Source organism: Sphaerospermopsis aphanizomenoides BCCUSP55 (genome assembly GCF_001586785.1).
In the GTDB taxonomy this organism is placed as follows: domain Bacteria; phylum Cyanobacteriota; class Cyanobacteriia; order Cyanobacteriales; family Nostocaceae; genus Sphaerospermopsis_A; species Sphaerospermopsis_A aphanizomenoides_A.
The window spans coordinates 1-10,102 of the sequence record NZ_LUFH02000151.1 but is presented as its reverse complement, the minus strand read 5'-3'; the positions used below and the strand labels follow the sequence as shown (position 1 = coordinate 10,102).

Sequence of the window (10,102 nt, the reverse complement as noted above, 5' to 3'; positions counted from 1 at the left end):
TTATATCAGATATACAAACAATGATGGTTTCTTTGTAATCTTTCATTGTTCATCTTTACTGATTAACGATTCTCTATTCCCTTTTACATATTCCCTATTCCCTATTCCCTATTCCCTATTCCCTATTCCCTATTCCCTATTCCCTATTCCCTATTCCCTATTCCCTATTCCCTATTCCCTATTCCCTATTCCCTATTCCCTATTCCCTATTCCCATGACCAATGACCAATAAGCGATTATTAATTATAGATGACGAAGAAAGAATCCGCGAATTAGTACAAGCTTGTTTAGAAGATTTAGGTGGATGGGACACCGTGACAGCTGCATCTGGAGAGGAAGGGTTAAAAATTGCCCTGAAAGAACCTGTGGATGCGATTCTACTCGATTTGTCTATGCCTGACATGGATGGTTTGACAGTATATAAACAACTTCAGGCCAATTCAATTACTCAATTAATACCAGTAATTATACTTACAGCGAAAGTTTTACCCAGTGAGCGCAGCCGTTTTGTCAAAACGGGCATTGCTGGCATTATTAGCAAGCCATTTCAACCTCTGACCATTTGCCAAGAAATTGCTAAAATCCTGGGATGGTAATTTTTGTAAAAATTTGTAAAGAAATTTCTATCTTTATTAGTTCTTTATTTTTTTGACTTAACTTTGTACAGCGGTAGCTAAGAATAAATACTTATTTGTACTTACTACTACAGGGGATTTAACTATAAGGTATTTAACCATTTCGGTTAAACGTCTGTTAACAAGGTGTCCTATCACGACGAATTCCGCCCATCAATTCAGATTTCGGCCGCAAATTGTTGATGAAAAATAAACGACTATTGATTATAGATGACGAAGAAAGAATCCGCGAATTGGTACAGATTTGTTTGCAGCAGTTAGGTGGATGGGACACCATAGCTGCTGATACAAGTAAAGATGCTTTAGAAATAGCTAAAGCACAATTTGTTGATGCGATTTTGCTTGATGTGTCTATGCCTGATATGAGTGGTCTAATAGTATACGAAGAGTTACAGGCTAATCCGCACACTCAATCAATACCGATAATTCTGTTAACCGCGAAAGTTTTACCCAGCGATCTCACCCGTTTTGCCCAAATGAAAATTGCTGGCATCATCACTAAGCCATTTAAAGCTCTCACTCTTGCCCAAGAAATTGCTCAAATTCTTGGTTGGGATGACAAATGTTAAAAATTTTATAAATAAATTCCTGTCTTTATCAGTTCTTTATTTTTTTAGTTTACCTTTCTTGAGTAAAGGTAAACATTTTACACATCCCTAGAAAAACATACTTATACAAATATAAGCAAATATTATTAGATTTGATGTAACACTTTTAAAAAGTATGGCTATTAATGAAACATTTGATTTAACAAACTGCGATCGCGAACCAATTCACATTCCAGGGCTGATTCAGCCCCACGGGGCTTTACTGGTTTTGCAAGCCGACACTTTCCAAATCATTCAGGTGAGCAGCAACACATTAGAAATACTAGATGTACCACCTGACCAATTACTAGGAACATCACTACTAGATTTACTGGATAGTAAGCAAATTGAGTTGATTCAGCAATGCTTAACCAGAGATTTTGAGAGTGTCAATCCCCTGAATATTACTATCAAGCATAGTGATGAATGTAAACATTTTAATGGAACTGCCCACGGTTGCAATGACCTAATTATTTTAGAGTTAGAACCAAAACAATGTGAGCAGACAACAGACTTTGTGGACTTTTACCAACAGGTGAGAGGTATCATTACCCAGATTCAGAAAGCATCCAGCCTGTCAGCAATGTGTCAATCAGTTGTCAAAGAAATCAAAGAAATCACAGGCTTTGAGCGCGTCATGGTTTACCGATTTGATACTGACGGGGCAGGAAGCATCATTGCTGAAGATACAGATCAAGAACCCCCCTATTTTGGCTTACGCTATCCGGCTTCTGACATTCCCAAGCAAGCCCGACAGCTATATACAATTAACTGGTTGCGGTTGATCCCAGATGTGAATTATCAACCTGTAGTTTTAATTCCTGGTAATAATCCCCTGACAAACCAACCTGTGGATTTAAGTTTATCGGTCTTGCGGAGCGTTTCTCCTCTGCATATCGAATACTTACAAAATATGGGTGTAACTGCTTCCATGTCTATCTCTTTGATCCAAGAGCAAAAGCTGTGGGGATTGATTGCTTGTCACCACACTTCACCCAAGTATATTCCTTATAACATCCGCACAGCTTGCGAGTTTATTGGCCAGGTCATGTCTATAGAACTGGCCAATAAAGAAGCTAGTGAGGATAGTAACTACAAAATACAGGTAAAATCACTACAAGCTGAATTTGTCGAAGCCTTATCTCAAGCCCACACATTCCTAGATGGAATCGAGACAATAGGCGATCAGCTGCTGAATCTGGTGAATGCTACGGGAGCAGTAATATGCAGTGATAAGAGATACATTCGCATTGGTGAAACCCCGTTAGAAGCAGAATGTCATGATTTATTGAATTGGATTAAACCCCATCTGCATCACAACGTATTTACTACACAATCCCTGTCGAAAGATTACCCAGCCGCAGAGTCATATAAAAATATCGCTAGTGGGGTATTAGCCTTAGAGATTTCTCAAGTTCACCAGAATTATATTCTCTGGTTTCGCAAAGAGGTGATTCAAACCGTGAATTGGGGGGGCAACCCAAACAAACCTGTAGAAGTAGTATCAGATGGTGATGTGCGAATATCGCCGCGTAAATCCTTTGCATTATGGCAGGAAACAGTACAAGGCTGTGCTTTACCCTGGAAACGCTGCGAATTGGAAGCCATAGTTGAATTACGTAGCTTAATTGTCGGTGTTATTTTACGTCAAGCCGATGAATTGGCATTGATGAATTTTGAATTGCAACGCAGTAATGAAGAACTTGATTCTTTTGCCTATATTGCCTCCCATGACCTGAAAGAACCATTGCGGGGTATTAACAACTACGCCAATTTCTTAATGGAGGACTATGAAGAAGTCTTGAATAAAGATGGAGTAGAGAAACTACAAACTCTGGTGCGTTTGACTCAACGCATGGAGGATTTGATTAATTCACTCCTGTATTTTTCCCAATTGGGTCGCGTTGATCTGCTGAATCAAAATATAAATTTGCATGAGTTAGTGCAGCAGGTAATTGCCACATTAAATATTGCCCGTCCCGATAGTAACGTTGAGTTTCGCATTCCTCAAACCTTGCCAGTTATTCAGGGTGATCGCGCTCAAATCAATGAATTGTTTACGAATCTGCTCACTAATGCTATTAAATACAACAACAAACCCGAAAAATGGCTAGAAATTGGCTATATAAAACAGCATGAACAACAAGAACATTCATCCGTACCAGTTAACTCTTTCATCTTCTATATCCGCGATAACGGTATTGGTATTGAGCAGCAACATCTCGACAAAATTTTTCAGATATTCCGCCGTTTACATGGACGAGACGAATTTGGCGGTGGAACTGGAGCCGGGTTAACCATTGCCCGGAAAATTGTAGAACGGCATGGAGGTCGAATTTGGGTAGAATCTGTTCTTAATAAAGGTAGTACCTTTTACTTCACCCTCTCGATGACAGCAAACAGATGATTGACAGTTCACCTTCTTTATGCAAGCAAACACCACTGCTGCTAGTCGTGGAAGACAGCAACGAAGATTTTGAAGCACTGCAACGGCTAGTGAACCGATTGCCTTTGGTGCTACCCTCTGAGCGATCGCCCATTATTGTTCCCATCAAACGGTGTGTTAATGGTAACGAAGCACTAGCATTTCTTTACCGGACTGGGCAATATGCTGGTCTTGAGTCTGGTTCCTATCCTAGCCTCATTATCCTGGATCTTAACTTACCAGGAACTGATGGCAGACAGATACTACGCCAAATCAAACAAGACTGTCATCTCAAAACCATCCCTGTTGTCATCTTCACCACTTCTAATAACCCAAAAGACATCAATGAGTGCTACCAATACGGAGCTAATAGCTACATTGTTAAACCCATAGATTTCACTAGATTAAAACATGATATTCAAACAATTCTAGATTATTGGTTTGCAGTCACAACCCTACCTAATTGCTTAGACGAGGCAGGAGTCAGGAGAGCAGGGGAGCAGGGATAATATTGATATTTCTCTTGCCTTTTGCCTCTTGCCTCTTGCCTCTTACCAATTACCAATTACCAATAATCACCCATTACTAGCAACTTGAGTTGGAGTATTATGAGACAAAAACAATCTACCGTTCTGATTATTGAAGATTCGCCCGAAGATCGGGAACTTTACCGCCGCTATTTACTGCGTGATAGTGAATATTCATACACCATCCTGGAGGCAAAGCAGGGAAAGCAAGGTCTAGAACTATGGCAGCAGCAACAGCCAGATGTAGTATTACTAGATTACCGTTTGCCAGATATGGATGGACTGGAATTTCTCAAAAAATTGCGGTTGCAATTCACGAATGTACAAATTCCGATCATTATCTTAACTGGACAGGGAGATGAAGCGATCGCAGTTCAATCCCTCAAAAATGGCGCTCAAGATTATTTAGTCAAAGGTAAACTCACCGTTCCTAAACTTTGTCAAGCTATTCATAGCGCGTTAGAAAAAAATCAATTAATCAAACAACTGCGGATGCAGCAGCAACAACAACAAATTTTAGCTGCCATTTCTCTGCGTATTCGTCAGTTCTTCCGTTTAGATGAAATTCTCCAAACAACTGTACAAGAAGTCCGGGAATTGCTGATAGCAGACCGAGTGATAGTGTACCAGTTTCACCGTGATATGAGTGGTGAAATTGTAGCTGAGTCCGTACTACCTCAATGGACACCCACTCTCAACTGTCAAATTGAAGATACCTGCTTTCGAGAAAATAAAGGCATAGCCTATCGTCACGGTAAAATTCTGGCTATTACTGATATTTATCATGCAGGATTAACAGACTGCCATATTCAGTTATTAGAAAAATTTGAAGTTAAAGCTAATCTAGTAGTACCAATTTTGCTGAATCAAGAACTAAATGATCAGCAAAATTCTAGCCAAGAACTTTGGGGATTACTAATTGCTCACCAGTGCAACAACACCCGTGAATGGCAACCAACTGAAATAGATTTACTCCAACAACTATCTGTACAAATTGCTGTAGCTATCAAACAAGCAGAACTGTATGAAAATCTCCAAAAGTTGAATGCTTCTCTAGAAACCAAAGTAGAAGAACGAACTCAAGAACTAGAAGCGAGTGAGCGAAAATTCCGGGCTATATTCAATCAGAGTTTTCAGTTCACAGCACTGCTAACCACCGAAGGAATTTTACTCGAAGCCAACCAGACATCCTTAATTTCTGGCGGTTTAAAACTAGAAGATGTGATCAATAAACCATTCTGGGAAGTTTACTGTTGGACAATTTCCAGTGCTACTCAAGAGCAATTAAAACAAGCGATCGCCCGTGCAGCCCAAGGGGAATTTATTCGCTATGAAGTAGATATATTATGTATTGAAAATCAGATCATTACCATAGACTTTTCCATTCGTCCCCTCAAGGATAAATTTGGAAAAGTGATATTACTCATCCCGGAAGGCAGAGATATTACAGAGCGTAAACAAGCTGAAACAACCCTAAAAATACAAGCCCAGATTCTCAATGAAATTCATGATGCCGTAATTTCTACAGATATCAACGGCATTATTCAAACCTGGAATCATGCCGCCCAAACAATATATGGCTATACTGCCACTGAAGTGATCGGCCAACACATTGGTTTACTTTATATCTCAGAAGAATTACCAAAAATAAGCGAACTGGTGTTCCAACCGCTATTAAAATATGGAAATCATGAAATTGAATTACCCAATCGCACAAAATCAGGAAAAGAGATATATATTAGCTTGCGGCTGTCCGTGATGCGAGACGAGCAAGGTAACATTATTCGTCTCATTGGCTGTTCTAATGATATTACCAAACGCAAGCAAGCAGAAAGAGCATTACAGCAACTCAACCAAGAACTAGAAAATAGAGTTGAGAGACGTACCGCCGCCTTACGAGAAAGCGAACAACGGTTTGCAAATTTAGCTGCCGCCGCACCAGTAGCCATTTTCCGTTTTGATTTAGATGGTAACTGTGTCTATGTGAATGATTACTGGTCGAAAATGATGGGTAGAAAAGCTGAATTAGCATTAGGTCAAGGTTGGCTAGAAACCCTACATCCAGACGACCGAGAGCGCCTTCACCAAGAATACCAACAAGCATTACAAACAACCTTCACAAGAGGAGAAACCTATCAAAATGAAGCCAGAAGTGTCAAACCAGATGGCAGTATTATCTGGTTTTACTGTCAAGCCGTAGCCGAAACCGATAGCAATGGCAATATAATTGGCCAGATTGGCACACTTACAGATATCACCACCCGAAAAAACGCTGAAATTGCTCTGCGTGAAAGTGAAGAATTTAACCGCAGCATCTTTGAAAACAACGCCGACTGTCTCAAAGTTTTAGATACAGATGGCAAAATCATTTCCATGAACCAACCAGGAATGGTGTTAATGGAAGTTGATGACTTTGACCAAGTGTATGGTCAGGAATGGGTAACATTTTGGCCAGAACCATATCAGTCAGCAGCTATTCAATCCGTCGAAACTGCAAAAAGCGGAAATGTCGGTCGTTTCCAAGGATTTTGCCCAACTGCCAAGGGAACACCAAAATGGTGGGATGTCTTGGTTGCTGTTGTACCTGACTCAGAAGGAAAACCACTGCGTCTGATCGCTACTTCCCGTGATATCACAGTTAATAAACAAGCAGAAAAACAACTGCAAAACCTCTCAGATCGATTACAACTAGCAATTAAATCTGCTCAATTAGGTATCTGGGATTATGACTTTATCAGCAACTCCCTAGTTTGGGATGACCGAATGTATGAGATTTTTGGAGTTTCTCCTCAGAATTTTGACTCAACAGAGGAAGCTTATGAAAAATTTGTACAACTTATTCATCCTGATGATAGAGTTACTTTCTACGCAAATTTTCAACAAGCTATTGAACTCAATCAAGAACTCGATATAGAATTTAGAATTATTTGGCCTAATGGCTCAATTCACATAATTAAAGGCTATGGAATCATTCAGCGCAATTCCCAAGGCCAACCTCAACGGATGATCGGTATTAACTTTGATATTACTGAACGCCGACAAGAAGAAATAGAAAATCAACAACTCAAAGAACGTTTAGAATTTGTCCTCTCAGCCAGTCCAGCCGTTATTTACACTTGCCAAGCATCTGATAACTTTGATGCCACCTTTCTCAGTAGCAATGTTGAGAAAATTCTTGGTTATACAACAGAAGAATGGTTAGCACAACCAAATTTTTGGTTGAGTCACATTCACCCAGAAGACTTATCGCTAGTTGTGGCACAACTATCCCATCTTGATGACTTGGAATATCACCTCCACCAATATCGCTTTCTGCATAAAAATGGTAATTATCTTTGGATAGAAGATAAGTTTCACCTGGTGCGAGATCAAGCCGGAAAACCTGTAGAAATTATTGGTTATATTGCCGATATCACCGAAAAGCAAGCCGCACTTCAAGAACGTGAACTAGCCCAATTAGCTTTGCGAGAAAGTGAAGAACGTCTCATATTGGCACTAGAAGCTTCTGGAGATGGATTATGGGACTGGAATATCATCACTAATGAACTCTATCTCAGCCCTCAATGGGTAGAAATGCTAGGCTTTGAAGTTGGGGAGTTACCTAGTCATGTCAGTACATGGGAAAAATTAATTCACCCAGAAGATCAGCCTTATGTGCAACAAAAGCTCAATGCCCATCTGCAAGATGCTTCTTGTGATTACAGACTCAACTATAGATTTCAAACTAAAGCAGGTTCATATAAGTGGATTGCGAACTATGGTAAAGCTGTAGTTCGAGACGCACAAGGAAATCCCTTGCGGATGACAGGCACTCATCGGGACATTACCGAAACCAAAAATGTGGAATCACAACTACGCCAAACTAATGAAAGATTAGCGATTTCTAATGAAGAACTTGCCCGTGCTACCCGTCTGAAAGATGAATTTCTGTCCAATATGAGTCATGAACTACGTACTCCCCTCAATGCAATTTTGGGTATATCTGAAGCATTACAAGATGAGGCATTTGGGGTAATAAATGAGAAACAAAAACGAGGTGTGCAAACTATTGAGCGTAGTGGAAAACATTTGTTGGAATTAATTAACGACATCTTGGATTTATCCAAAATAGAAGCTGGTCAAATGAAATGTGACTATGCTCTGATAGGCATCAGTCCCCTTTGCCAGTCTAGTTTGAGCTTTATTAAACAGCAAGCCTTCCAAAAACGGATTCAGTTAGACTTGAAAATTGAACCTAATCTGCCAAACCTATTAATAGATGAAAGACGCATCCGCCAAGTTTTGATTAACCTGCTGAATAATGCTGTCAAATTTACACCAGAAGGCGGTCGGATTACTTTAGAAGTTACCCACACACCACCAGAATTGACAGCAGAGATAACATCCTGGCCAGATTTTATTCGCATTGCGGTAATTGATACTGGTATCGGCATTCCTTCAGAAAATCTCAATAAACTGTTTCAACCTTTCATCCAAATAGATAGTTCCTTAAATCGTAAATATGAAGGGACTGGTTTGGGGCTTGCTCTTGTGAAGCGGTTTGTGGAAATGCATGGTGGTAAGGTTGGTGTTACCAGTGAAATTGGTGTAGGTAGTTGTTTTACTGTTGATTTACCTTGTGCCAATATCTCTGCATCTGCGGCCAATGTAGTAAATGTAGAATCATCGCCGCAAAATTCCACTCCTATCAGCATAGTAGAGAATTCACCGCTAATTTTGCTGGCAGAAGATCACGAAGCTAATATTTTCACCATTTCTGGTTACTTAGAGTCCATAGGATACCGTCTTATCTTGGCACGCAACGGTCAGGAAGCAATTTCTCTGACTAAAGCAGAAGTTCCTGACTTGATTTTGATGGATATTCAAATGCCGGAAGTGGATGGTTTAGAGGCAATCAAGCAAATTAGATTAGATGCAAATTTGACACATATTCCTATCATCGCTCTGACAGCATTAGCTATGCCTGGAGATCAAGAAAAATGCTTACAAGCAGGAGCAAATGACTATCTTTCCAAACCTGTAAAACTCAAGCAATTGGCAACTATCATCCAACAGATTTTAGCATAAAAGGATAGTGGGAGCATCTCACTTCATCAGCATCCATTGGGATAGGTGCATTTCAGCCAGCCCGAATTAGGGGTCTTGTCAGATTTTGGTGATCCTGGTTGGGGGAAGGCAGAGGGCAGAGGGCAGAAGGCAGAAACTCTAGCACAATGGTTGAAAGCTCACCCTGGTGTCAAAGTCGTCTCACGAGACAGGTCAAAAGTTTATGAAAGTGGGATTCGTCAAGGAGCGCCTGAAGCCATTCATGTTGCAGACCGTTTTCACTTATTACAGAACTTAGCTGAAACACTTAACCAAGTTTTCGCTACACATCATCAAGCTCTTAAAACCGTCGATGAAGCACAAAATCTTTCATCAGTAACTCAAACTGACGGCATTGTTTCTAGCTCCTCCCTTGCCCAGAAAAATCAATAAAGGCAATGAGGAAAGAAAAACAATCCCAACGAAACGAAAGATGTCTGCATAAGAGAGAATTGCAGCTTGGGTATTAACCAATTGTGCAAGGGAAGCGATCGCCTGTTGTTGGGCAGTTGTGGCATCAGAACCTCGATTTAGAAACAGTCCTGTTAATTCATTTAGTCTTTGACTCGTTTCAGGGTCGTAAGGTGTGAGTTTTGCCAATAAAATAGCTCGATGAAAAGACTCCCGTTGATTAAGTAATGTCGTCAAAACAGCAATGCCGATACTTCCACCTAGCTGACGAGTTAGGTTGTAGAAACCAGATCCCGCCGATACATCTTGTTTGGGAAGAGAACCCAGACTAGCTAAACTCAGGGGTAGAAACATTAACACTGTGGTAGCCGTTATATAAAACCTACTCAAATCTACCTATCTGCCGATAGGCTGACTCTTGAGCGTCGTTTA

Annotated in this window: 6 protein-coding genes and 1 pseudogene; 6 read left to right on the top strand and 1 reads right to left on the bottom strand. The window is 40.3% G+C overall.

From position 1 onward, the window contains the following. Positions 1–221: 221 nt before the first annotated feature. From A0J48_RS24800 to A0J48_RS24775, 6 genes and pseudogenes are all read left to right on the top strand, one after another. Positions 222–596, top strand: a complete 375-nt coding sequence (locus A0J48_RS24800) for a response regulator (protein ID WP_200327250.1) — start codon at positions 222–224, stop codon at positions 594–596. Positions 597–817: 221 nt separating this feature from the next. Further along, positions 818–1,204: a response regulator gene (locus tag A0J48_RS24795; RefSeq protein ID WP_200327249.1), complete on the top strand. Its 387-nt coding sequence runs from the start codon at positions 818–820 to the stop codon at positions 1,202–1,204. A 154-nt stretch (positions 1,205–1,358) separates the two neighbouring features. Beyond that, positions 1,359–3,629, top strand: a complete 2,271-nt coding sequence (locus tag A0J48_RS24790) for an ATP-binding protein (RefSeq protein ID WP_200327248.1) — start codon at positions 1,359–1,361, stop codon at positions 3,627–3,629. Then, positions 3,626–4,156 carry a response regulator gene (locus tag A0J48_RS24785; RefSeq protein WP_200327247.1) on the top strand — a complete coding sequence of 177 codons (531 nt, stop codon included), beginning with the start codon at positions 3,626–3,628 and terminating at the stop codon, positions 4,154–4,156. The genes A0J48_RS24790 and A0J48_RS24785 overlap by 4 nt, the downstream gene beginning before the upstream one ends. A gap of 99 nt (positions 4,157–4,255) precedes the next feature. Continuing rightward, on the top strand, positions 4,256–9,241 hold the full coding sequence (locus A0J48_RS24780) for a PAS domain-containing protein (RefSeq protein ID WP_200327246.1): 4,986 nt from the start codon (positions 4,256–4,258) through the stop codon (positions 9,239–9,241). Positions 9,242–9,364: 123 nt separating this feature from the next. Next, positions 9,365–9,574, top strand: a pseudogene (locus tag A0J48_RS24775) (transposase); the annotation flags it as partial. Positions 9,575–9,592: 18 nt separating this feature from the next. On the opposite strand, the gene A0J48_RS24770 reads toward A0J48_RS24775, so the two are convergent. Continuing rightward, entirely contained in the window at positions 9,593–10,030 is a 438-nt protein-coding gene (locus A0J48_RS24770) for an efflux MFS transporter permease (RefSeq protein WP_234301144.1), read from the bottom strand. Positions 10,031–10,102: the final 72 nt, after the last annotated feature.